The organism is Aeromonas veronii, from assembly GCA_041319085.1.
Taxonomy (GTDB): domain Bacteria; phylum Pseudomonadota; class Gammaproteobacteria; order Enterobacterales; family Aeromonadaceae; genus Aeromonas; species Aeromonas veronii_F.
This window is the reverse complement of record CP101033.1, coordinates 1,562,858-1,585,063: the sequence shown is the minus strand read 5'-3', so window position 1 is coordinate 1,585,063 and position 22,206 is coordinate 1,562,858. Positions and strand designations below refer to the sequence as shown.

Here is a 22,206-nt window from a genome sequence, read left to right as displayed (position 1 = left end):
GCTTCCCACTAATCATTAATACCTAAAGCTTGGCCTGCCCTTGCCGATACCTGAACAGAGATCGTGTGGAGGACAGGCAATTGAACGCTTGGGTGTTGGGGTTGGTCAGCATATCCGTGAGTATGCAGTTACAGGCTGGGGTGACCGAATTTGGTGCCGGTCTGGATCAATCCGTCTGGCGTTTGACCTCCGATACCCAGATTGAGTGTCGCCTCGAACACCCGATCCCGAACTGGGGAACGGGGGCTTTTGTCAGTCGTGCCGGTCGCAAGATCAACCTCGACTTCGAGCTCAAGGGCAAGCGGCCGCAGGCCCAGACCCAGACGGTGAGCCTTGGCATCATGCCGCCGGTATGGCGCCCGGGGATAGTCGGGCGAGAAGTGAGCCAGCTGCGCTTCTATCAGCAGTTCGATGGGCTGGTGGAGGGGCAAACCGCCTGGACCATGCTCGACGAACTGGAGGGGGGACGAATGCCGACCTTCCAGTATCGGGACTGGTATCGCCAGAACCGCGCGGTGCGGGTGTCGCTTTCGTCTGTCAACTTTCGGGTGAAATATCAGGCCTTTATCGACTGTCTGAGCGGGCTTTTGCCCTACAGCTTCAACGATATTGCCTTTAGCGTGCTCACCTATGACAAGAATAGCGATCAGCTCTCCATCCCCTCCAAACGGCGACTGGCGATGATCAACGAGTTTATCAAGGCGGACAAGAGCATCGATGTGGTGGTGATCGACGCCTACAGCGACAGTTATGGTGGCCGCTGGTCGAACCAGAAACTCTCAGAGCAGCGGGCCGATGCCATCAAGAAGGTGTTTGTCGATCTGGGGCTGGAGCCCGGCAAGATCTCGGTAGAGGGGCATGGCGAGAAGCAGCATGTCGCTTCCAACGAAACCGAACAGGGCCGTGCCAAGAACCGGCGGGTGGTGATCAGCATGGGGCGCAACGGCGAGATCTAGCACCTCAACGACAGCCGAGCATAAAAAAGAGCGCATGTGCGCTCTTTTTTGATCCTGCCATTTGGCAGCGGGAGTCGAGCAGCTTAGACGCTGTCACCCAGGCCAGTACCGGCATCTTTCTTGGCGATCAGTTCAATCTTGTAACCGTCCGGATCTTCAACGAAGGCGATGACGGTGGTGCCACCCTTGACCGGGCCCGGCTCGCGGGTGATCTTGGCGCCGGCGGCACGCAGGGCATCGCAGGTCGCATAGATGTCGTCCGCTTCCAGCGCGATATGGCCGTAGGCAGAGCCCAGTTCGTACTCGCTCACCCCCCAGTTGTAGGTCAGCTCGATCACCGCTTCATCCTTCTCGTCACCGTAGCCGACGAAGGCCAGAGTGTACTTGTACTCGCTGTTCTCGCTCTTGCGCAGCAGCTTCATGCCGAGCACGCGGGTGTAGAAGTCGATGGAGCGTTGCAGATCGCCGACACGCAGCATGGTATGCAGAATTCTCATTGCTCAGTTCTCCGGGTTGGTGATTCGTATGCCGTGAGGCTAAAAGTAGAGCGGTCAGTTTTCCGGATAGACCTTCTCTTTGTATTCGCACAAGTCCTCGATGATACAGGAACCACAACGGGGCTTGCGAGCGAGACAGGTGTAACGCCCATGCAGGATGAGCCAGTGGTGGACATCCAGCTTGAACTCGGCGGGTACCACTTTGAGCAGCTTCTCCTCCACCTGATCCACATTCTTGCCCACCGCAAAGCCGGTGCGGTTGGAGACCCGGAAGATATGGGTATCGACGGCGATGGTGGGCCAGCCAAAGGCGGTGTTGAGCACCACGTTGGCGGTCTTGCGGCCGACGCCCGGCAGGGCTTCCAGCGCTTCGCGGTTCTCCGGCACCTCGCCGCCGTGGCGCTCCAGCAAGATGGCGCAGGTCTTGATGACGTTCTCGGCCTTGGTGTTGAAGAGGCCAATGGTCTTGATGTACTCCTTGAGCCCGTCCACCCCGAGCTCCAGCATCGCCTGCGGGGTGTTGGCCACCGGATAGAGCTTGTCGGTCGCCTTGTTGACGCTGACATCGGTTGCCTGCGCCGAGAGCAGCACGGCGATCAAGAGTTCAAACGGCGAGTTGAAGTTGAGCTCTGTGGTGGGTTGGGGGTTGTTTTCCCGCAGTCGCTCCAGGATCTCTCTGCGTTTCTGGTTGTTCATGCCTTGCGTCCGATCATAGTTCGGTCGCCCGGACGCGAGCCGGGGCAACGTTGCAGTGGGCCACAGTGGTCGCCTGTTTGCGATCCCGCCAGTCGTTGATGGCGTTCTTGCCGGCGATCAGCAGCCCCAACCCGATAAAGCCGCCCGGCGGCAAAATCGCCAGCAGCAGGCTGGCATCGGCGTGGAACAGCTCGATGCGCAGGGATTTGGCCCACTCGCCCAGCAGCAGCTCGGCGCCATCAAACAGGGTGCCCATGCCGATGATCTCGCGCATGCCGCCCAGTACCAGCAGCACCAGAGTAAAGCCAAGGCCCATCATCAGGCCGTCGAGGGCCGCCAGCAGCGGCGGGTTCTTGGAGGCATAGGCCTCGGCGCGGCCGATGATGACGCAGTTGGTGACGATGAGGGCGATAAAGATGCCGAGCGCCTGATAGAGGCCATAGGTGTAGGCGTTCATCAGCAGCTGCACGCTGGTCACCAGCGAGGCGATGATCATCACATAGACCGGGATGCGAATATCCTTCGGCACCCAGTTGCGCACCAGCGAGACGGCGAGGTTGGAGCAGACCAGCACCGCCATGGTGGCAAGGCCCAGCCCCAGCGCATTGGTAAAGGTGGAGGAGACGGCCAGCGTCGGGCAAAGCCCCAGCACCTGCACCAGCGAGGGGTTGTTCTTCCACAGCCCCTGACTCATCAGCTCCTTGAGCTCGCCCTTGCGGCTTGCCAGCTCGGCAATCGGGGCGGCGCCCGTTTCAATCTGTTCCATCTGGTTCATGATGGCTCGCCTCCGTTAGTTAGCCGCCGGACAAGCCGGGGCGTTGCTGAGCAGTTCGGGTTGCTCCTGCTGCAGTTTCAGCAGGTTCTTCACCGCCTTGACCACGGCACGGGGGGTGATGGTGGCGCCGGTAAAGGCATCGAATTCGCCGCCATCCTTCTTCACCGCCCACTGGGGCTCGTTGTCATGGGTCAGGAATTTTCCTGCAAAGCGGTTGATCCAGTCTGATTTCTTCAGCTCGATCTTGTCACCCAGGCCCGGGGTCTCGTTGTGAGCGAGCACGCGCACGGCGGTGATGGTGCCCTTGGCATCAAAGCCTGCCACGATGCGGATCGCCCCGCTGTAGCCATCCGGCGCGATCGCCTCCAGCGCATAGCCGGTCACCACGCCATTCTTGCTGGCGGTATAGAGGGCCTGCGGCTGATCGCTGCCCAGATACTTCCTGCTGGTCACCTGCTTGCAACTGGCCACCAGATCGTTGTCATAGCTCCCCTGTGGCAGTAATACCGAGAGGGTCTGCTGCTTCTCCAGCTGTTGCTGCTGGGCGATTTTATCCTTGGTCAGCTCGTTGGTCAGTACCACCAGCGCGGTACAGCCCAGCGCGAACATCGCCAGAATAAGGCCGTTCTTGCGCATGCTCTTTAACATGTCCGGGCTCCGTCTGCTGTGATGGGGAAAAATGGCAGAAACATCATTGGCGACGGGCTCCGTATACCTTCGGGCGAGTCGTGCTATCGATAAAGGGTACGCAAAGGTTGGCCAGCAGCACGGCGAAGGCGAACGCATCCGGATAGCCGCCAAAGCGGCGGATGATGTAGACCAGCACCCCGATCAGCACGCCGTAGACCAGTCGGCCGCGCGGCGTGGTGCTGGCACTGACCGGATCGGTGGCGATAAAGAAGGCCCCCAGCATAGTAGCGCCGCTAAAGAGATGGAGCATGGGGGTGGCAGTCGCATCCGGGCTCACCAGATAGCCGAGGGTCGCCGCCGCCAGCAGGGAGCCCAGAATGGCGGTGGGAATGCGCCAGTTGATCACCTTCTGCTGCAACAGGAACAGGCCGCCCAGCAGGTAGCCGAGGTTGACCCAGCTCCAGCCGATGCCGCCCCACCCCTCAAACAGCGGGCCGCTCAGGATCTCGCCGGTAGTGAGCCCCTGAGTCAGGCCGGTTTTCAGGGTATCGAGTGGAGTCGCCATGGTAAGACCATCCACCCCCTGCTTGAGCTGGGCCATGCTGTAGCCATCGAGGCTAAAGCCGGTGAAGATGACCGACGCCGCATCGCCAAAACCGAGGCTGTAGGCGCGCACGCTCTCTGGTGGCAGCCAGCTGGTCATCTGCACCGGGAAGGAGACCAGCAGCAGCACATAGGCGACCATGGCCGGGTTGAACAGGTTCTGGCCCAGCCCGCCGTAAAGGTGCTTGGCGACAATGATGGCAAAGGCCGTGCCCACCACCAGCATCCACCACGGCAGCAGCGGCGGCAGGGAGAGACCAATCAGCACGGCGGTGAGCGCCGCACTGCCATCCATCAGGGCAGGCTTGATGGCGCGGCCACGGAGCTTGAGCACCAGCGCCTCGCACAGCAGCGCAGTGACCAGCGCCAGCAGGATCTGGATAAAGGAGCCCCAGCCGAAGAACCAGGTCTGGGCCAGCAAGCCCGGCACGCAGGCCAGGATCACCAGCAGCATCAGGGTTCGGGTCTGTTTGCGGTTATGGGCAAACGGCGCAGTCGCAATATTGAACATGAGTCTGTCGATTACCTTGTGGTTGTTCGGTCGGCTGACGGGGCATCTTCAGCGGCGGTCCCGGCGGCTCTGGCCGCCTCGGCCGCCAGCTTCTTCGCCTTGGCGCGGGCCACGGCGGCTGCAATGGCCGCTTTTTTCGGATCAACCGGGGCATCAGCCGCAGGGGCGCTCGCTTCAGGCGCGGCAGTGACGGCAAGTGGTTGCTCACTGCTGGCTGCATCGCTTTGCATCTGCTCAGCCGGTGCGCGCTCACCCTCAGTTTCGGCTCTATCTACCTGAGTACCGGCACTCTCTACCTCTGCACTGGTACTTGCTACCTCAGCACTGGTACTTGCGCCCTGCTGGGCCAGTTTTTTGGCCTTGGCACGGGCGATGGCTGCGGCGATAGCGGCTTTCTTGGGATCGACCGCTTCACTTGCAGCAGTTGCCGTATCGCTCTGGCTGATGGTTGCTTCGCTCTTGGCTAGCGTCATGTCGCGGGTCTCCGCGTTTGCCGCTGACTCACTCCCCGCACTCTCAGCACCGGCACTTTCCCCCTGCTGCGCCAGCTTTTTGGCCTTGGCACGGGCGATGGCTGCGGCAATAGCCGCTTTCTTGGGATCGACCGCTTCACTTCCAACAACAGCAGTATCGCTCTGGCTGATGGTTGCTTCGCTCTTGGCTAGCGCCACGTCGCGGGTCTCCGCGCTGGCTGCTGGCTTACTCTCAGCACTTTCGGCACCGGCACTTTCCCCCTGCTGCGCCAGCTTTTTGGCCTTGGCGCGGGCGATGGCGGCAGCGATTGCCGCCTTCTTGGGATCGGCGAGCGCATCGCTTTGCGTGTCGGCGTCGGTTGCCGCGCTGTTATCTGCGCTGACCGGCTCGCCACTGGCTTCGGCCTTTTTGGCCTTGGCACGGGCAATGGCGGCGGCAATCGCTGCTTTTTTCGGGTCTGCGTCTGCAACAGGCGCCGCAATGACTTCGGCAGTCACAGATTCGGCGCTCTCGCCAGCCTGAGCCGCCTTCTTGGCCTTGGCGCGGGCCAGTGCGGCGGCGATGGCCGCTTTCTTGGGATCGCTGGCGGGGTCAACCGCCTCGGCGGATTGCGGCGCAGCAGCTGTTTCGCTGTTTGCGCTCTCCGCCAGCTTGGCGGCGCGGCGCGCTTCCGCTTCCCGTTTGCGGGCTTCGCGGGCGGCGATCATCGCGCTGTTGTCGGGCATGCCCTGCGCCGTGGCGACAATGGCGGTGATGGGGGCATCCTGCTTGGCCTTGATACGAGCCAGCGCCGCGGCCACCGGATCTTCCCCGCCTGCGGTCGTCATGGTCTGACGGCGCTGGGCGGCAGCTTCGGCATGGCGCGCTTCGCGGGCCGCTTTCTCCCGCTCGAAGCGGGCCTGCTTGGCCTCGAAACGCTGCTTGGCGCGCTCGGCTTTTTCGGCCTCGGCACGGGCTTCGCGAATGTCATCCTTGGCGATCTTGTAGTACTGCACCAGCGGGATCTCGCTCGGGCAGACCCAGGCGCAGGCGCCGCACTCGATGCAGTCCATCAGGTTGAGCTTCTCGGCCTTGTCATACTCCTTGGCCCGGCTGTACCAGTAGAGCTCTTGCGGCAGCAGGCTGGCCGGGCAGGCATCGGCGCAGGCGCTGCAACGGATGCAGGCCTGCTCCGGGCCGGGGGCAGGCAGTTCGGCTTGCGTCGGCGCCAGCAGGCAGTTGGTGGCCTTGACCACAGGCACCATGGCGTGGGGCAGGGTAAAGCCCATCATGGGGCCACCCATGATCACCCGCTGCTCCGCTTCCGGTTGCAGCTCGAAACGCTGCAGCAGCCAGCGTACCGGCGTACCGAGGCGCACCCAGGCGTTGCCGGGTTTCTTGAAGCTGTCGCCGGTGAGGGTGACGATCCGCTCGATCAGCGGTTCGCCGTCGATAATGGCGCGCTTGATGGCAAACACGGTGGCGACGTTGAGCACCATGATGCCGATATCGACCGCGCGGCCCCCCTTGGGCACCTGACGGCCGGTGAGCAGCTCGATGGTCTGCTTGGCGCCGCCCGAGGGGTACTTGGTCGGCACCGTCTTGACCAGCACGTCCGGGTCTGTGGCGTGGCGGGTCAGCTGCTCGATCGCCTCGGGCTTGTTGTCTTCCACCCCGATCAGGGTGAGTTTCGGTTTGAGCAGGTGCTTGAGCACCCGGATGCCATCCATGATCTCGCCTGAGTACTGCTGCATCAGCCGATCGTCGGTGGTGATATAGGGTTCGCACTCCAGTCCGTTAACGATCAGGATCTCGGTGAGCTGGCCGCGGCCGTCGAGCTTGCTGTGGGTCGGGAACACGGCGCCGCCAAGGCCCGCCACTCCCGCCTGCTGAATGCGCTCGAGCAGCTCGCCCCGCTCCAGATTCCAGTAATCGGCTTTGCCATTGCGCTCGCCCCACTCATCCTCGCCATCGGGAGTGAGGATGACACAGAGATCGCCGAGTCCGGAGGGGTGGGCAACCGTGTGGTTGCCAATCTCGGTGATGGTGCCCGAGGTGGAGGCATGCACCGGCACCGTGCGCCCCTTGGCGTAACGGGTCAGCGGTTGCCCTTTTTTGACCTTGTCGCCCACCTGCACCAGCAGATCGCCGGCGGGGCCAGCGTGCTGGCGCAGCGGAATAATAAGTTGCGGCGGGAGACCGGCGTCCACCACCGGGCTCTGGCTCGATTGCAGCTTGTTGTCGGCGGGGTGAATGCCACCGTGAAAGTCCCAGAGCGTGCCGGCTTTGATACGTTCGAGTAAGGAATGCATGGTTGCTCCGCTGTTTATTCCACTATCTTGACCGGAATCTTGCCCGGAACATGCACGTTATTGAGATCCCACTTCCAGTTATCGACCGTGGTAGGCACCGGGATCATCTCGATGCAGTCGGTCGGGCAGGGATCGACACAGAGATCGCAACCGGTGCACTCGTTGGCAATCACGGTATGCATCGCCTTGGTGGCGCCGACGATGGCATCCACCGGGCAGGCCTGAATGCACTTGGTACAGCCGATGCACTGATCTTCGTGGATAAAGGCGACCTTTTTGACTGGCACTGCGGCCTCGTCACTGCCCCCCAGCGGCTGGGGCTCGACCCCCATCAGCTCGGCAATCTTGCGCATGGTGGCCTCGCCACCGGGTACGCACTTGTTGATCTGATCGCCGTTGGCGAGCGCCTCGGCGTAGGGTTTGCAGCCGGGATAGCCGCACTGGCCACACTGTGTCTGGGGCAGCAGGGCATCGAGCTGATCGACGATGGGGTCTGCTTCCACATGAAACTTGACGGCGGCAAAGCCCAGGATAATCCCGAACGCCAGCGCCAGCAGGGTGAGCACCAGAATGGCAAAGAGTATGTGAGTCATAGCGCTATATCTTGATAAGGCCGGTAAAGCCCATAAAGGCCAGCGACATCAGACCGGCGGTGATCATGGCAATCGACACCCCGCGAAACGGCGCGGGCACATCAGCGGCGACCAGACGCTCGCGCATGGCGGCAAACAGGATCAGCACCAGCGAGAAGCCGGTGGCGGCGCCAAAGCCGTAGATCACGCTCTGGATAAAGTTGTGTCGCTCATTGATGCTGAGCAGCGCCACCCCGAGCACCGCGCAGTTGGTGGTGATGAGGGGCAAGAAGATCCCCAGCAGGCGATAGAGGGTCGGGCTGCTCTTGCGCACCACCATCTCGGTAAACTGCACCACCACGGCGATCACCAGAATAAAGGCGAGGGTGCGCAAATAGGCGATATCCAGCGGCAGCAGGATATAGTGCTCCACCAGATAGGAGCTGGCACTGGCGAGGGTCATCACGAAGGTGGTCGCCAGCCCCATGCCGATGGCGGTTTCCAGCTTGCCGGAGACCCCCATAAAGGGGCAGAGGCCGAGGAATTTCACCAGCACGAAGTTGTTAACCAGCACGGTGCCGATCAATAAAAGCAGGTACTCAGTCATCAATTACCGTCACTGAAAGTCGGGTTATCGGGGGTTGAAGGCGGGCGGTATTATCTGACGTTAGGGCCAGTTAAACAACCGCAAGGCCGCATGGTTATTATGCAACTGGATAATTTAGCCGGGGTTTTTGGCCAGAATCCGGTGGGTTTTGCGTCATATCCCCACCGGGCGACGATCCCTACTAACCAACAGCCAGTTTGGCGGCCTCTTTCCACATAAATGGCGGCATCGGAGTAGTGAGACGCCATTTAATGTTCATCGGTTGGCTGCCCGTGTGGGATACGTACTCCACCTCACCAAAGTTCACAAAGCCAAGGGTGCGGCCAAATTCATCTTTGCTCTGCTCGCGGACGAACAAAAACAAGCGCTTACCCTCTGCTCTGTGATTTATGTAACTCAGACCCTTACCCCGCTCGGGGCGAGCGCTGTTTTGGCTCTGCCAATGGAACAGCGACTCGTTGATGGCGTAGTCGTGATAACGGGTGGTGGGGGAGAAGTGCTGCCCCGTTTTGTTTAGGGTCACGAACAGCAACTCGATATTTTGCTCTGCGATGACATAGACCCCTTCGCGAGCAGTGGGTTGCTGCGCGAAGGTGGTCGCGCCAAAGCCAACCAGCACCTGCTCTCTGGCATAGCGAGCATGCAGTTGCAGCGGGTTACCGGGAAGACCGGGCATGGCTCGTTGGTCGTGCTGCACCCGGTTGATCAGCATGGGCAACAGATCTGCCAGCTCGGCCCTTAATTCAGGTTGATTGAGTTGTTTCAGGCTGTGCGCCAAGGAGCTAAAGCCTGCAGTGGGGCCGCTCTGTTGCCAGAAGTCGTAGTGGCACATCAAGGCCATTCGTTCATCGTGTTCGGCCGTTAAGGTAAAGGCGCTTTCCACCAAGGCTTGTAAGAATTTCAAGTAATGGAGTGCATCGCAGCCCAATAGCCGGGTTTTGATGGCCCGGGTGTAGAGGGTCGACAGCTTCTCATCGCTCATTTCAGAAACGGTGTGGTTGCGGGCCTGTTTGACCAAGGCGCTCCAGTTACCGCGCTTGTAGATCTCCTCAAGGCTGATGTGAGGGTAGAACTTCAAAAAATTCGCCAGCGTCAGCGGTAAATCACAATCTTGTGAGAAACGGCGGATCAGGCCCATGAGGCGCGAGGTATTGAGGGTCGCCCTCTTGATATTGCTCAGAATGAACTCTTGGGTCTGTTTTGAGAGTTCGATGCGGCAGCCCAAGGGGGCGTGAGGAAAGCCCTGTTTGATTTCGTGGCTGATCGCCTTATTAGTTTTACCCACCAGTGCCCGGAATTTCTGGGCAAAGTCATACTCAGCACGGGCATTGCCAACAAAGTCCAACACGGTGCAGCACTCTTTATCGCTCGCCAGCCGCAGACCTCGCCCTAATTGCTGTAAAAAGATGGTGAGGCTTTCCGTTGGTCGTAAAAACAGCAAGGTATCGACTTCTGGGATATCAACCCCTTCGTTGAAGATGTCTACCACGCAGAGAATGTTGATAACGCCGGTACGCAAATCCTGTTGTTTGCTATGACGCTCGTCTCGGTTATCGCTGGTGAGGATGTCAGCCTTGATGCCCTTCAATAAAAAGGCCTTGCGCATAAAATCGGCATGTTCACGGCTCACACAAAATGCCAGTGCTTTGATCTTGGTAATATCGGTGACGATCTCAGCGAGGCTCTGGACGATTTTCTGAACCCGGCTGTTATTTTTAGTGTAAATATTGGTCAGTGCAGTAATGTCATAACGGCCATTTTTCCAAGCCACTTGGCGCAAGTCAGTATCATCATCGATACCAAAATATTGGAATGGGCAGAGATGGCGACGATTGATGGCCTCTGGCAAGCGGATTTCAGCGGCGATCACACCACAAAAGTCAGCGAGAATATCACCGCCATCATGGCGCTCTGGCGTTGCGGTTAATCCCAACAGAATGTGAGGTTCAAAGGCGGCGAGCAGACCGCGATAACTGGCCGCCGCAATATGGTGAACCTCATCAATGACGATGTAATCGAAATAGTCTGGGCTAAGACGCAAATTAGCCAGCTGGTTATTCAAGGATTGCACTGAGGCAAATAGTTGACGGTAGTGGGTTGGCACGGCGCCGCCGACCAAGAGTTCGCCAAAATTGGATTGCTTGAGCACACCGCGGTATGAGGCCAATGCTTGGCGCAAGATCTCCTCTTTGTGGGCGACAAACAGAAACTTGGCATCGGGTTTGGTTTTCAAAAAACGCGCGAAATCAAAGGCGGAGATCAGAGTTTTTCCTGTACCGGTAGCCGCTACCACCAAGTTACGAAAGCGCTGGTGTAAAGCGCGCTCCATCGCCAATTGCTCAAGGATCTCCTGTTGATGGGGGAACGGCGTGATATCAAAGAAATAGGCAGTGCTATTTTTGTCCCCATCGCCACGGGCCTCTTGCAGCGCATGCTGCAATTTTGTACGGCTTTCCAGCTTGCCATCAAACAGCTCAAAATCATCGGATTCCCAATAGGTTTCAAAGGTACTCAGGGATTTCTCGATAATATGCGGGATCTCTTGCGAGGTGATTTTTAGGTTCCACTCCAAACCACTGGTGAGGGCAGAGTGAGAGAGATTGGAGGAACCTATATAGCCGGTATGAAAGCCGGTATTTCGGCAAAAGAGATAGCTCTTGGCATGCAACCGCTCGCGCTGGGTGTTATAGCTGAGTTTGACTTCGGTATTTGGGAGGCTGGCTAAAAATTCAACTGCCTTGGCGTCGGTTGCCCCCATATAAGAGGTAGTAATTACTTTTAATTTGCGGCCGCTGTGGGTGAACTCTTCCAGCTCATGACGGAAAATACGGATACCTGCCCATTTGATAAATGAGACCAGCCAGCAGATGCTATCTGCCGATAATATCTCCCGTTTAATCTCCGACTCCATCGACAAACCCGCATTGCTGCCGCAGAACAGCTCACTTTGCGTTAGACCGGTCAGAGGGAAAATATCCTCGGCATATTGCTTTAAATTGGCGGAGATGGGGTTATCCAACTGGTAGAGCGCTGTCAGAATTTTTCCCTGACTATCGATGAGGTTCTCGCCAATAAAGTCTGGGTCTTGGGTGCGATCCTTTAGCCAAAGCAATAACTGGTTAGCCAGCTCAATCTGCCGTTGCAGCTGCTCCTCTCCAGTGACCGAACCCACCGCATATTCCAAAACCCGGCTCAGAAATCTGGATAACCAGACTGCCGCTTCGGCAGGTTCAAGCTGGCGTTCCCCTATGTAAAAGCGCTCGCGGTCGAGTCGAGATGTCAGCAGTTGAGTCATGAGTTGTTCATAAATACCGCATTGTTGCATCACGCACGAGCCTCGAACATTGTCTATAGAAGAAAGAGATAATATCATTTTTTCATCTAAATCAGCATGTTATTATCGGTGGCATGTTTGGTTATGGAGCCCGTATTATTAATTTTTTCACGTGGCTCACAGATTCAAGATGTGGCAGCATAATTTTTTTCTTACGCCCAGCTGGACTTTATTACTGCCACTATCTGCAGTGACTGAGGAGTACAGATGTTCAAGAAACCGGTAGCGGTTGAACTGGAGGCCATCAATCAGGAAGGTGAGATACAGGTGGTGCGTGACAGCGGTCTGACCGTTCAAGGCTACAGCGTTTACCTGCGAGTCGAAGAGAGCAGCGGCTGTGCCTTGGCAACCTGTGTGGCAGACTACGACACCATCGGCCCTGCCTACGAACTGGCGGAGCGGTTGAGTCAGGCGCTGGCCATCCCGCTCATTGTGATGACTCCAGAAGCATTAACGCCAGTGAAGAGTTAGCCGAACGCGACAATAGCAGCCATCACAACGCCCAACTGAACACCCCTTAAAAATTACATCACCATTTGCGCCCTCTTTGCGCGCCACGGCACAAATGGGCTCTCCCTTGCCGGGTATGATGGGGTTGCCCGCCGTGGCGGCAGCAGTCGGATGTTTGCGGGTATATGTCGGTCACATCAGCCAGATCACCACCAGGAGGTAACCATGATCAGCCATATCGACCATCTGGTATTGACGGTCAGCGATATCGAACGGGCCGTGGCGTTTTACAGCTCGGTGCTCAATATGGAGGCCATCACCTTCGGTGCGGGGCGCCGGGCGGTGGGTTTTGGCAACCAGAAGATCAATCTGCAACTGTTGGGGCAGGAGCCGCGCAATCGGGCGCAGGTGGGGTCGGGAGATGTCTGCCTGATCACCCGCTGGCCGCTGGAGCAGGTAATGGCTCAACTTGCCTGCTACGGGGTGGAGATTGTCGAGGGGCCGGTGACCAAAAGCGGGGCTTGCGGAACGATAGAATCCGTCTATTTCCTCGACCCGGATCAGAACCTGATTGAGGTCAGCATCTATCCCTGATCCCGCTTAACCATTACCTGCATCGCCGTCATCAAGAGAAAGGGGCTGTCAATTGATGGTAATGCCTGTCAGTTAAGCCTGACTGGCATTGTTTTTATTGGCTTTTATCACACTTTACTTCTGTGGCCTTGGCTTCACGAAGCAGAGGTAACGTCGCGCCCTCCGATCCGGTAAGACAAACGTTCCCGCCTGCTTATTCCGCTCCGCCACTCGCTTCGGGATAGCCCCCGGTGACATGTACGGCATGCCGCTCATCATGGATGAGATAAACCGACGCCATGTGAACCGGCCGACTCGCTGTGTCCCCCTTCAGGCTCGCCGCCATCTTTACCATCTGGCTGCGCAGGGTCAACCGGTGCGGTTGCAGGCTGTGCTTTATCTCCCGATAGCTCAACTCGATTTCCATGGCTGCAGGCGGTATCAGGCTGGAGCGTTAAGTTGGGCCACCTGCCGCTCTATGCTGCCTTTGAGGTTGTCATCAAGCTTGAGGGCACGGGCCAGCTCGTCGAGATAACCGCGCTCCATAAAGTGATCCACCTCGATGGCGAGCAGGGAGGCGAGATAGACCTCGGTGGCTAGCTCCATATCGGTCACTTCCCGCGCCAGTGCGTGGGGATCGAGCGGGCGAGCCAGCTCGGCGTCAATCCAGCGGGCGGCATCGCTCTGGCCCTGTTCGGTCAGGTACTCCTGAATTTTCTGGCGCTCGGCGCCATCGATATGGCCGTCGGCCCGGGCTGCCGCCACCATGGCGCGTACCAGCAGAGCGGCGCGGGCATCCAGCGCATTGCCTTCCAGCGTACTAACGGGATGGGTGGGCTGGGCTGGGGCCGACTGCTGGGCCTGCCAATCCTGATAGAGCTTGAAGGCCAACCCGCCAAGGGCCGCAGCGCCGCCCACGGCAGCCGCTGTGCCGCCATATTTGCGTACTTTTTTATTGCCCAGCAGCAGACCCAGCGCGCCACCGGCCAGCGCCCCCTGCATCTGCCCCTTGCGCTTGTCGCCCCCGTCGTTGAGCCAGCCTTTGCCAGCCCCCAGCAACTGTTCCAGTATCTGTTTCATGGTGACACCTCGCTATTGTTCGGCCCATGCTGGCGCCAGACTCATGAACCAACAGTGAATGGGCCCCCATTATTGCGCCGGCCTCAGTGCATCCTGCCGCCATTCGCGGTATACCTGAAACAGGTCAACAAGGAGCAACCGGATGCGTACCCTCACCCCATGGATCCCCCTCGGCCTGGCCCTGCTGTGCGGCCCCGCCAATGCCGCCAGCGAGCTCGATCGCTCTACCCAGCAAGCCAAGCTGGATGCCGCCTGCCAGCAGGCCCAGCAGCAGTTGGTCGAACAGGGCAAGCAGCAGCGGATCGATGCCTGCGTCAAGGCGGGCGGCAAGACCGGCAAATGCCAGCAGGAGTTCGCCAGCTTCGGCCAGCGCGAAGGTAACAAGCGGCCCGATCTCAACAACCTGGCCCCCTGCCAACAGGCAGATGCCTATCGCAAGAGCTACCGGCAATGACGCCAAACCAAGGAGGACCCATGGCCTCACCCCGCGAACTGACCCTGCAATTTTTGGCCGAGCCTTCTGACGTCAACTTCGGCGGCAAGGTACACGGCGGTATGGTGATGAAGTGGATCGATCAGGCGGGCTACGCCTGCGCCGCCGGCTGGTGTGGCGGCTATGCGGTGACCGTCTATGTGGGGGGGATCCGTTTTTTGCGCCCCATCCAGATTGGGCAGCTGGTTGAGGTGCACGCTCAGGTCATCCACACCGGCACCACCAGCATGCATCTGGCGGTGGATGTCTACAGCCGCCACCCCACCGAGACCGAACGCCACAAGACCACCCACTGCATTATCATCTTTGTGGCGATGGATGAGCAGGGCAAACCGACCCCGGTGCCTCAGTGGCAACCGGTGAGCGAGAGCGATCTGCAGTTACAGCAGTACGCCAAAAAGCTGATTGCCCTGCGCGAGGAGATCGACAAGGAGATGCGTCAGCACCTCTGACCTTGCTGATCCCCCTCCCCGACACAGCGGGGCGCTTTCAGCCAACGGCGGCGTCCCTGTATACTCGCCCCTTATTCCCGCAACCGGAAACTGCCCATGTCACTGGACACTGCCCCGCCCGAGGTGAAACTCGCGGTGGATCTGATCGAACTGTTGGAAACAAACCAGCTGGCCCCCGAGCTGGTGCTGGCAGCGCTGACCATCGTGAAAAATGACTACGAGCGCAAGCTGGCAGAGGGGAAGGATCACTGATCCAATCCCGCGTTTTGTTGCGCTTTTTCCGGCGTCAGTTTCCCCCATACAGCCACTCACTGCGGCCCCATCACCTCATCGCCGCGGGCGATCAGAGCCGCTCAACGCAACACACCGGCCTGAGGCCGGTGTGTTGCGGATAAGAAGATAAGGCTGACGCTGCTCAGGGGGAAAACTCAGCGCCCCTTCTTTTGCCGCCCGACGTTAGCGGTGCGCGGCTTGCCTGCGGCCGGTTTGCCACCCTTGTTGGGGGCGCCTTTGCCTGCACTGCTTTTGCCAGCGCCGCCCTTATTGGCCGCCCCTTTGCCCGCGCCCACCTTGCCCACCGGAGGCTTCTTCTCGAAGGCTTCCGGGCCCGGCACATTGGGGCGACCGCCAATCTCGTGATCATCATCGCGGCGCGGCTTCTTGCCCTGCCCCGGTTTGGCGCTTGGCGCCGCAGGGGCCTTGGCTGCCTTGGGTTTGTCACCTTTGGCCGGTTTCACCTCGGAGGAGGAGTCCTCAATCAGCTTGAACAGATCGATCAGCTCGTCGTCGGTCAGATCGCGCCACTCGCCCACCGGCAGCCCCTTTAGGCTGACGTTCATGATGCGGATGCGCTCGAGCTTGGTCACTTCAAAACCGAAGTGCTCGCACATGCGGCGGATCTGGCGGTTCAGCCCCTGCACGAGCGTGATGCGAAAGACGAACGGCGCCTCTTTCTTCACCTTGCACTTCTTGGTCACAGTACCAAGGATCGGCACCCCGGCCGCCATGCCGCGCACAAACTCGTCGGTCACCGGCTTGTCGACGGTCACCAGATACTCTTTCTCGTGATCGTTGCCCGCCCGCAGGATCTTGTTGACCAGATCGCCGTGGTTGGTGAGGAAAATCAGCCCCTGCGAATCCTTGTCGAGACGCCCGATGGGGAAGACCCGGGTGCTGTGGTTGACGAAATCGACGATGTTGTCCTTCTCGCCCGCCTCTGTGGTACTGACGATGCCCACCGGCTTGTTGAGGGCGATAAAGACCAGACTGTCCGCCTCGCGCGGCTCGATCACCTGACCGTTCACCTTCACCAGATCGCCAACCTGTACCTGATCGCCAATCCCGGCGCGCTTGCCGTTGATAAAGACGTGGCCCTGCTCGATAAAGCGGTCGGCCTCGCGGCGCGAGCAGATACCGCTCTCGCTGATGTATTTGTTCAGGCGCATGGATTCGTTAGTCAGCATGGGTCACCTGCCTGAGGGGATGAACCCGATCCTGTTGTACGGTTGCGTGCGTTGGCCATGCCGGACACATGATCTGCGGCATCACCCTCTCCACTACGTCGATTTTCTGCATACGGCTCCCATTTCAACGAGGCCAATGCCGGCCTATCCGGCAAAAAAGTGCGACACATTACCACATCGCCTGCCACAGCACGCCGGATTATCACCACCTCCGCCGCACCAGCGACACTATTGCGGGCCAGCTCACAGCGCAAGACCCGGCGGCCGGGGCAAACCCTTGATACGGCAACCCCATTCCCCTCTGTCGTGCCCAATTCAAAGGTAGCGACCTAGCTCGCTCAGGTTCTGATCCGGGTCGAGAAAATAGATGGCCCCTATGAGCCCGCAGGCTCCACTCAGAGAGTCGATTGCGGGCGATCAGCTGCCTTTACCCACAGCACTTCACGCGCCTCTGCCACGCAGATGAGATAGCGGGCAACGGTAAAGAACCAGTCACTCATCCGGTTCAAATAGGGCAGCACCTCGGGATTGATCCGCTCTTCCCGGCTCAAGGTCAGCAGCAAGCGCTCGCAATGACGCACCAGTGTTCGCACCACATGCGCTTGCGCCGCGGCACGGGCACCACCGGGTAATATAAATTGGCGCAGCGGTGGCAATGGCTCGCTATAACGATCTATCTGCTGTTCAAGGCGAGTAGTCCAGGCGGCATTAACCTGCCAAATCGATTCATTCTGGGCATCGCTGGAGAATGCCAACTCGCCCCCCAGATCAAACAACTCCTGTTGCAACAGCTGTAAATCAGCCAATAAGCCGACCTCTTGTGACGGCACGTCACACATCAGCAAGCCAATATGGGAGTTGAGCTCATCGATATAACCGTAGGTCTCGACCCGCAAATGATCCTTGGGCAATGAGATACCATCGGCCAGCCGGGTCATGCCCTTGTCGCCCTGCCTCGTATATATTCTCATACCGACATCCTGTTAATAATGGGAATAATCATGGACTCGAGACCATTGAGTTTGATTTCGTAAGCCAACGCCAGGGTCTGGCCCAATTTACCCGCCGGAAAAACGCTGCGCGCCATCCACACCAGATAGGGCTCGGGAATATCGATGATACGCCGCCCCTGATATTTCCCGTAAAGCATCTTGTTGGTCAGGGTCAGCAGCACCTGCTGGTCGGAGAGCCAATCCATATTAATCGATATCCAGATATTTATGAGTCTGGATGGAGAGTCGCCAGTTACGGGCGATACAGGTATCCATCGCCAATTGGGTGGCCCTGGGCTTCTGGCTGATCGGCTGCAAGGCAATGACCACATCAGGGCGCAGGGTCGCAGTAGCGAGCAGCGCATCCAGCTCTTCAATATGGTGCTCGGTGGCCACCGGATGCTTGATCTCGTTGGCCCGCGCCAGCGCCGAGACCAGCACAGGCAGCCCCCCTTTCATGCCTATTTTGGGCGAAACAGTGACCCAGGTCTGCTCATGGGTCTTGATCTCGCTGGTGCCACTGGTTTCAATCTGCACCTGATAACCCGCCGCCAGCAAGGCTGACGAGAGTTCGTGCAGATCGTAGAGGCAGGGCTCGCCACCGGTGATCACCACATGGCGCGCCTGATAACCCAGATCGCTAAAGCTCTTGATAATCTGCGTGGTGCTGAGTGTGCTCCAGCAATCGGATTCATTGGCGCGATCCAGCACCGCCTCTTTACCCACTTCACGAGCCGGATCAACAACCCAGGTATGACGGGTATCGCACCAGGGGCAGCCCACCGGGCAACCCTGCAGGCGAACAAAGATGGCGGGCAGGCCGGTAAAGATGCCCTCCCCCTGGATGGTCTGGAAAATCTCGTTGATTGGGTAGTGCATCTCGATCACGGCTTGTTGCAAAAGCCGCGGATTATACCCCAAGCCACGGCAAGACGCAGGCTCACTCTGCGCTTTTCTCACCCAGCCCGGTTTTCTCAAACAGCCTGGTCAGGATGCCCGCCTTGTCGGCCAGATAGTTGTTCAGGCCGCGACTGCGCAGTTCACACGCCGGACACGTGCCGCAACCGTCGCCAGCAATGCCGTTGTAGCAGGTCAGGGTCTGCTGGCGCACCGTGTCGAGGTGACCATAGTGATCCGCCAGCGCCCAGGTCTCGGCCTTGTCGAGCCACATCAAGGGAGTTTCAAAACGGATGCCGCGATCCAGCCCCAGCGACACCGCCTGATTGAGGGCCTTGACGAACTCGTCACGGCAATCGGGATAGCCGGAGAAGTCGGTCTCGCACACCCCGGTGATCACCGCTTCAGCGCCCACCTGATAGGCATAGATGGAGGCCAGGGTCAGGAACAGGATATTGCGGCCCGGCACGAAGGTGTTGGGCAACCCGTTATCCTGCAGCTCGCAGCTGACCGGAATGTCTTCACGGGTCAGGGCAGAGACCGCCAGCTCATTGAGCAGCGTCACATCCATCACCTTGTGGGCGGCGATCCCCAGCGCACGGCCCAGACGGCGCGCGGTGTCGATCTCTTGCCGATGGCGTTGCCCATAGTCGAAGGTGATGGCGTGCACTTCATCATACTGAGCCAATGCCTGCACCAGACAGGTAGTACTGTCCTGACCGCCACTGAAAACCACGACTGCTTTTTTCATCTTGATAACTCCTTGAAATGTCACGCGCGGCGGCCTTCGGCAAAGTCCTGCCACTGGGTATTCAACCGGTTGAACAGGGTCAGCAAGGGCGCATAGCGCTCCGGCCTCCCCTCCCACCGGGACAAGAGGTGATAGCCCGCCTCTATGGTAGAGAGGGCATCGGGAAAGGGTTTCTTGCGAATGGCATATTGACCGGCAATGGCACCAATGCCGATGCGAGGTAAGCGGGCCAGTGCCGGGTTGCTCTGCAACATGCGGTAGGCTTTGCGCCAGGTGCCATCGAGCAAGATAAAGGCGACGGACGTTTCGCCAGAGGATTCACTCTCCCGCTGCTGGCGCAGATCGGTCAGCGCAATGGCATCCTCATCCGGCCAGAGTAGATAGCAGCGACGGGAAGGATCTGCGAGCAACCTATTGAGCCACTCATCGCGGGAAAAGTCCTCCCCCACATGGATCTCGCACTGCTGCAAAGAGGCCGCCAGCAGCGCCGCGGTGCCCTTGGGATGTGCCACCTCGTTGGGGTGCTGCAAGATGGTGAGGGGCGTGTGGTTGTCAACCGGCACAATATAATCGCACAGGCAGGCTTTGAGGGCTCGGGTGCAACGTGTACAGTATCGACTGTTCTTGTCGTTGGACTGTTTCATGTTGTCAGACAAATCTGGATTGCTCTGGGTTATCACGCTCTCTCTCACCAGCTTGCTCCTCTTCTTTACCATTCCCAATCTTCAGCTCTCCTTCGATCGGCCCTTGATCGCCGGGGGCGAAGGGTGGCGGATCATAACAGGCAATCTGGCCCATACCAATCTGTGGCACCTGCTGCTCAATCTGGGCGGCCTCGCCATCCTCTATAGCCTGTTTCGCGACTATCTGGGTCAGGCTCGCCTGCCGCTGCTGATGTTGCTGCTCTGGTTGGCCGTGGGCTTGGGGATCTGGTGGTGGTGCCCGCAGACCCAGTGGTACATGGGGCTATCCGGCTCGCTGCATGGCCTGTTTGTCTGGGGGGCGATGCAGGATATTCGCCATGGACGCCGCACATCGGGCTGGCTGCTGCTAGCAGGGATGGGGCTCAAGCTGGTGATGGACGTCTACAACGCAGGAGAGAGCCCGATCGCCACCCTGATCAATGCCAGGGTACACATAGGTTCTCATCTTATCGGGGCTGGTGCAGGCCTGTTGCTCGGCCTGCACCCTGTATCACTAACGTCTCATTGAGTGCGCCTGTTACGCACCAGCCAGCTCGGCATTGATGCTGGCCAGCATGGCGGCCGGATCGGCAGCCTGGGTAATGGGGCGACCGATAACCAGATAATCGGCGCCCGCTTCGACCGCCGCTTTGGGTGTCATCACCCGGCGTTGATCCCCGGCCGCTGCACCGGTCGGGCGAATGCCCGGGGTCACCAGCTTGAACTCGGCGCCCAGCAAGGCTTTCAGCTCATGGGCCTCGTTGGCAGAGCAGACCACCCCATCCAGACCGGATGCCTTGGTCAAGGTAGCCAGCCGGATCACCTGCTCGGCGGGGCTCACATCCAGACCGAGGGGGATCATGTCGGACTGCTCCATGCTGGTCAGCACGGTGACCCCAATCAGCAGCGGCGCCTTGTCGCCATAAGGCAGTAGCGCCTCTTTGGCAGCGCGCATCATCCGCTCACCACCACTGGCATGCACGTTGACCATCCAGACACCGAGTTCGGCACTGGCTGCCACCGCTTTGGCAACGGTATTGGGAATATCGTGAAATTTCAGATCCAGAAAGACATCGAATCCCTTGGCCACCAGCTGGCGTACAAACTGCGGGCCAAACAGGGTAAACATCTCCTTGCCCACCTTGAGACGGCACTGGGCCGGAGAGATACGTTCAACAAACGCTAAGGCAGCTGCCTCGTGCTGATAATCCAGCGCTACCAGTACTTTGGGATCTTGCATCTCACATCCTATTGCTTGTTATTCACCGTCCAGACCACGGATCGGCTTGATGGAACCCCACTGGCGACAAGACGGGCACTGCCAGAACAACGAGTGAGTGGCAAAGCCGCACTGCCGACACTTGTGGGTTGACTTGATTTTGATCTGCTCGCCGACCAGCTGCTGCAACAGTTCGAGGCTCTCCTTGGCAGGCCCCTCCTCCGCACTGGCCAGCTGAAAACCCACCAACTGGTAAAAACCTTTCATCGACGGATGACGACGCAGCTGACGCAGCACCAGTGAACGAGCCTGGCTCAGGCCATCACGCTCTTCAACCAGCTTGGCAAGGGCAAGGGTCACGCTGACGCCGGCGTGATCTTCCACCGCCTTTTCAAGCAGCGGGATCAACGCTGGCGTGCGGCCCAGCTGCTGATAGCACTCGAGCAATTTGGGCATTGCCTCAGACGCAAAGTCGATATCCTGCTCGAACACCCGCAGCAACTCCTTGCTGGCCTGCTCATACTCCCCCGCTGCCATGGCGAGCTCAGCAAGACGCAAACTGGCCCGGGCACAGGCCGGATTGATACTGAGCGCCCGTTTGAGCTTGGCGAGCCCTTCCCCTTTATTGCCGTCCCGCAGCGCGATCTCGGCTTGTTCACAATAGAAGTGGGAAATGGGGCCGGCCAGCTTCTTGCCCTGGAATTTTTGCAGACGAACCGCCACATCGATGGCCTTGTCCCAATCCCGCAGCTGCTGATGGATGATCAACAGCTGTGCCAGCGCCGTCTCCTCAAAATCGCTGTCGTCACACAGCTCATTCCAGAGTGCTTCGGCCCGATCGAGCAGACCGGCAGCCAGAAAGTCGCGCGCCAGCTCCTGCAAAGCAAGCTGACGCTGCTCCAGGGTCAGTTGGCGGCTCACCAGGTTCTGGTGGATCTTGATGGCACGATCGACCTCCCCCCGCTGGCGAAACAGGTTGCCGAGGGAGAGGTGTGTTTCGATGGTTTCACTGTCCACCTCAAGCAGCTGGATAAAGAGATCCACCGCCTTGTCGGATTCATCGGACAGCAAATAGTTGAGGCCCGCCACATACTGGCGGGAAAACTGGTTACTCTGTTTCTGGGTGTCCTGGCGAACACTCCTGCGACCCATGTACCAGCCGTAACCGGCTGCGATGGGCAACAGCAGGAAAAGCAGTTCAAGCATT

General features: G+C 59.1%; 25 protein-coding genes and 1 pseudogene. 7 read left to right on the top strand and 19 right to left on the bottom strand.

Going from position 1 to position 22,206, the window contains the following annotated elements:
• Positions 1 to 80 precede the first annotated feature (80 nt).
• The gene (locus NMD14_07675; protein ID XEI34264.1) at positions 81 to 956 is read left to right on the top strand and encodes an OmpA family protein; all 876 of its coding nucleotides are present in this window, start codon (positions 81 to 83) and stop codon (positions 954 to 956) included.
• A gap of 83 nt (positions 957 to 1,039) precedes the next feature.
• On the opposite strand, the gene gloA is transcribed toward NMD14_07675, so the two are convergent.
• From gloA to NMD14_07630, 9 genes are all read right to left on the bottom strand, one after another.
• Complete coding sequence (gloA, locus tag NMD14_07670; protein ID XEI34263.1) at positions 1,040 to 1,453, bottom strand: lactoylglutathione lyase; 414 nt, start codon at positions 1,451 to 1,453, stop codon at positions 1,040 to 1,042.
• Between the two features lie 54 nt (positions 1,454 to 1,507).
• Positions 1,508 to 2,149, bottom strand: a complete 642-nt coding sequence (gene nth, locus NMD14_07665; GenBank protein ID XEI34262.1) for an endonuclease III — start codon at positions 2,147 to 2,149, stop codon at positions 1,508 to 1,510.
• 13 nt (positions 2,150 to 2,162) lie between these two features.
• The gene (locus NMD14_07660; protein ID XEI34725.1) at positions 2,163 to 2,915 is read right to left on the bottom strand and encodes an electron transport complex subunit E; all 753 of its coding nucleotides are present in this window, start codon (positions 2,913 to 2,915) and stop codon (positions 2,163 to 2,165) included.
• 24 nt (positions 2,916 to 2,939) lie between these two features.
• The gene (gene rsxG / locus NMD14_07655) at positions 2,940 to 3,572 is read right to left on the bottom strand and encodes an electron transport complex subunit RsxG (protein XEI34261.1); all 633 of its coding nucleotides are present in this window, start codon (positions 3,570 to 3,572) and stop codon (positions 2,940 to 2,942) included.
• A gap of 43 nt (positions 3,573 to 3,615) precedes the next feature.
• Positions 3,616 to 4,668: an electron transport complex subunit RsxD gene (rsxD, locus tag NMD14_07650; GenBank protein XEI34260.1), complete on the bottom strand. Its 1,053-nt coding sequence runs from the start codon at positions 4,666 to 4,668 to the stop codon at positions 3,616 to 3,618.
• 11 nt (positions 4,669 to 4,679) lie between these two features.
• Complete coding sequence (gene rsxC / locus NMD14_07645; protein XEI34259.1) at positions 4,680 to 7,433, bottom strand: electron transport complex subunit RsxC; 2,754 nt, start codon at positions 7,431 to 7,433, stop codon at positions 4,680 to 4,682.
• A 14-nt stretch (positions 7,434 to 7,447) separates the two neighbouring features.
• Entirely contained in the window at positions 7,448 to 8,026 is a 579-nt protein-coding gene (rsxB, locus tag NMD14_07640) for an electron transport complex subunit RsxB (protein XEI34258.1), read from the bottom strand.
• A 4-nt stretch (positions 8,027 to 8,030) separates the two neighbouring features.
• Positions 8,031 to 8,612 carry an electron transport complex subunit RsxA gene (gene rsxA / locus NMD14_07635; GenBank protein XEI34257.1) on the bottom strand — a complete coding sequence of 194 codons (582 nt, stop codon included), beginning with the start codon at positions 8,610 to 8,612 and terminating at the stop codon, positions 8,031 to 8,033.
• Positions 8,613 to 8,793: 181 nt separating this feature from the next.
• Entirely contained in the window at positions 8,794 to 11,907 is a 3,114-nt protein-coding gene (locus tag NMD14_07630; protein XEI34256.1) for a DUF3427 domain-containing protein, read from the bottom strand.
• Positions 11,908 to 12,153: 246 nt separating this feature from the next.
• Here NMD14_07630 and NMD14_07625 point away from each other — a divergent pair, with 246 nt between their 5' ends.
• Together NMD14_07625 and NMD14_07620 are read left to right on the top strand one after the other, a co-directional pair.
• On the top strand, positions 12,154 to 12,417 hold the full coding sequence (locus tag NMD14_07625) for a hypothetical protein (protein ID XEI34255.1): 264 nt from the start codon (positions 12,154 to 12,156) through the stop codon (positions 12,415 to 12,417).
• Between the two features lie 204 nt (positions 12,418 to 12,621).
• Positions 12,622 to 12,990, top strand: a complete 369-nt coding sequence (locus tag NMD14_07620) for a VOC family protein (GenBank protein ID XEI34254.1) — start codon at positions 12,622 to 12,624, stop codon at positions 12,988 to 12,990.
• Positions 12,991 to 13,104: 114 nt separating this feature from the next.
• On the opposite strand, the pseudogene NMD14_07615 reads toward NMD14_07620, so the two are convergent.
• Positions 13,105 to 13,393: pseudogene (locus NMD14_07615) on the bottom strand (IS4 family transposase).
• A 17-nt stretch (positions 13,394 to 13,410) separates the two neighbouring features.
• On the bottom strand, positions 13,411 to 14,049 hold the full coding sequence (locus NMD14_07610) for a tellurite resistance TerB family protein (GenBank protein ID XEI34253.1): 639 nt from the start codon (positions 14,047 to 14,049) through the stop codon (positions 13,411 to 13,413).
• A 142-nt stretch (positions 14,050 to 14,191) separates the two neighbouring features.
• Between NMD14_07610 and NMD14_07605 the strand changes: the two genes are divergently transcribed.
• The 3 genes from NMD14_07605 to rsmS all read left to right on the top strand — a co-directional run bounded on the left by NMD14_07605 (position 14,192) and on the right by rsmS (position 15,246).
• Positions 14,192 to 14,503 carry a hypothetical protein gene (locus tag NMD14_07605; GenBank protein XEI34252.1) on the top strand — a complete coding sequence of 104 codons (312 nt, stop codon included), beginning with the start codon at positions 14,192 to 14,194 and terminating at the stop codon, positions 14,501 to 14,503.
• A 20-nt stretch (positions 14,504 to 14,523) separates the two neighbouring features.
• Positions 14,524 to 14,994, top strand: coding sequence for an acyl-CoA thioesterase (locus NMD14_07600; GenBank protein ID XEI34251.1), 471 nt, complete (start codon positions 14,524 to 14,526; stop codon positions 14,992 to 14,994).
• Between the two features lie 96 nt (positions 14,995 to 15,090).
• Positions 15,091 to 15,246: a pleiotropic regulatory protein RsmS gene (gene rsmS / locus NMD14_07595; GenBank protein XEI34250.1), complete on the top strand. Its 156-nt coding sequence runs from the start codon at positions 15,091 to 15,093 to the stop codon at positions 15,244 to 15,246.
• Between the two features lie 176 nt (positions 15,247 to 15,422).
• On the opposite strand, the gene rluF is transcribed toward rsmS, so the two are convergent.
• The 6 genes from rluF to NMD14_07565 all read right to left on the bottom strand — a co-directional run bounded on the left by rluF (position 15,423) and on the right by NMD14_07565 (position 19,741).
• Complete coding sequence (gene rluF, locus NMD14_07590) at positions 15,423 to 16,457, bottom strand: 23S rRNA pseudouridine(2604) synthase RluF (GenBank protein ID XEI34249.1); 1,035 nt, start codon at positions 16,455 to 16,457, stop codon at positions 15,423 to 15,425.
• 395 nt (positions 16,458 to 16,852) lie between these two features.
• A complete protein-coding gene (locus NMD14_07585; protein ID XEI34248.1) occupies positions 16,853 to 17,428 on the bottom strand; it encodes a cob(I)yrinic acid a,c-diamide adenosyltransferase in 576 nt (191 codons plus the stop codon).
• Complete coding sequence (locus tag NMD14_07580) at positions 17,425 to 17,655, bottom strand: DUF3820 family protein (GenBank protein XEI34247.1); 231 nt, start codon at positions 17,653 to 17,655, stop codon at positions 17,425 to 17,427. Before NMD14_07580 ends, NMD14_07585 begins: the two co-directional genes overlap by 4 nt.
• A gap of 1 nt (position 17,656) precedes the next feature.
• Entirely contained in the window at positions 17,657 to 18,328 is a 672-nt protein-coding gene (gene queE, locus NMD14_07575; GenBank protein XEI34246.1) for a 7-carboxy-7-deazaguanine synthase QueE, read from the bottom strand.
• 61 nt (positions 18,329 to 18,389) lie between these two features.
• Positions 18,390 to 19,097 (bottom strand): 7-cyano-7-deazaguanine synthase QueC, encoded by a 708-nt coding sequence (gene queC, locus NMD14_07570; GenBank protein ID XEI34245.1) that lies wholly within the window; start codon positions 19,095 to 19,097, stop codon positions 18,390 to 18,392.
• A gap of 20 nt (positions 19,098 to 19,117) precedes the next feature.
• Positions 19,118 to 19,741, bottom strand: coding sequence for a DTW domain-containing protein (locus NMD14_07565; GenBank protein XEI34244.1), 624 nt, complete (start codon positions 19,739 to 19,741; stop codon positions 19,118 to 19,120).
• On the opposite strand from NMD14_07565, the gene rrtA reads away from it, so the two are divergent.
• Positions 19,740 to 20,309: a rhombosortase gene (gene rrtA / locus NMD14_07560; GenBank protein ID XEI34243.1), complete on the top strand. Its 570-nt coding sequence runs from the start codon at positions 19,740 to 19,742 to the stop codon at positions 20,307 to 20,309. The genes NMD14_07565 and rrtA overlap by 2 nt on opposite strands.
• 9 nt (positions 20,310 to 20,318) lie before the next feature.
• Here the strand turns inward: rrtA and pyrF are convergent, their stop codons facing one another.
• Complete coding sequence (gene pyrF / locus NMD14_07555; protein ID XEI34242.1) at positions 20,319 to 21,020, bottom strand: orotidine-5'-phosphate decarboxylase; 702 nt, start codon at positions 21,018 to 21,020, stop codon at positions 20,319 to 20,321.
• A gap of 18 nt (positions 21,021 to 21,038) precedes the next feature.
• Positions 21,039 to 22,205: a lipopolysaccharide assembly protein LapB gene (lapB, locus tag NMD14_07550; protein ID XEI34241.1), complete on the bottom strand. Its 1,167-nt coding sequence runs from the start codon at positions 22,203 to 22,205 to the stop codon at positions 21,039 to 21,041.
• Position 22,206 lies beyond the last annotated feature (1 nt).